This window comes from Pseudoduganella sp. RAF53_2 (assembly GCF_052113985.1).
Taxonomy (GTDB): domain Bacteria; phylum Pseudomonadota; class Gammaproteobacteria; order Burkholderiales; family Burkholderiaceae_D; genus Rugamonas.
Map to the genome: position 1 here is coordinate 1 of NZ_JBFRDW010001060.1, position 1,110 is coordinate 1,110.

The following is a 1,110-nucleotide window of genomic DNA, read 5'->3' on the forward strand; positions in this document are numbered from 1 at the left end:
CTCCTGAATACATCGTTGAACAATAAGGATCTCCTGTATGAAGAGTGAACAGTTCTCGCGCCGGCGATTCCTCGGCGCCCTGCTGTCGGCTGCGGGCACCAGTGCCGCGCCTTTCGCAATGAACCTGGCGGCCATGGCGCCCGCAGCTGCCGCAACGAGTGATTACAAAGCCCTGGTCTGCATCTTCCTGCACGGCGGGAATGACCACTACAACACGGTACTCGCCACCGACCCGTCCTCCTGGAATGCCTACAATTCGCTGCGCAATACCGGCGACGCCAGCTCCATCCATCTCGCCAGCGTTGGCCAGGGCAGCGGCGTGCTGCCGATTACGCCGGCCACGGTGCAATCGGGCCGCAGCTTCGCACTGCACCCGCAGCTTGGCTCCCTGAAGAACCTGTTCGAGAATGGCCGCGCCGCGGTGGTGGCCAATGTCGGCACGCTATTGGCGCCGACCACGCTGGCGCAGTACAAGAGCGATGTGAACCTGCCGCCCAAGCTGTTCTCGCACAACGATCAGCAATCCATGTGGCAGTCCTGCCAGCCGGAAGGCGCCAGCTTCGGCTGGGGTGGACGCATGGGCGACCTGCTCGCCTCCAGCAACAGCAATACGACCTTCACCTGCATTTCCGCGGCAGGCAACGCGGTGTTCGTCTCTGGTCGCCAGATCCGCCAATACCAGATCAGCAATGCTGGCGCGGTGCCCGTCAACCACATCGACGATTACATGTTCGGCACCTGGTCGAATCCGACGCGCGCCATCATCACCGCCGGCAGCGGCAATATGTTCGCGCAGGAGTATGCGAATGTGATGAAGCGCTCGCTGGACAATCAGGCAACGCTCAGCAGCGGTATGGCGAAATCCGGCGCCGGCGGTGTGCCGGTGCCTTCCATGTTCAGCAATCCGAAAACCGGCGCAGCGGACGTGAACCCGCTCGCCATCCAGCTGCAAACCGTAGCGCGTGTGATCGCGGGCCGCGGTACGCTGGGCGCGCGGCGCCAGGTCTTCTTCGTCAGCATCGGCGGCTTCGATACCCACGACGGCCAGCGCGTCAACCACGCTGTGCTGATGGCCAAACTGAATCGCGCACTGGCCTGGTTCGACAGCAC

The 1,110-nt window shown here is 63.2% G+C and carries 1 protein-coding gene; it reads left to right on the forward strand.

The annotated features are described in order from the left end of the window. Nucleotides 1–37: 37 nt before the first annotated feature. The coding region (locus tag AB4Z11_RS32305) for a DUF1501 domain-containing protein (protein ID WP_442030354.1) at nt 38–1,110 on the forward strand (1,073 nt) is incomplete at its 3' end.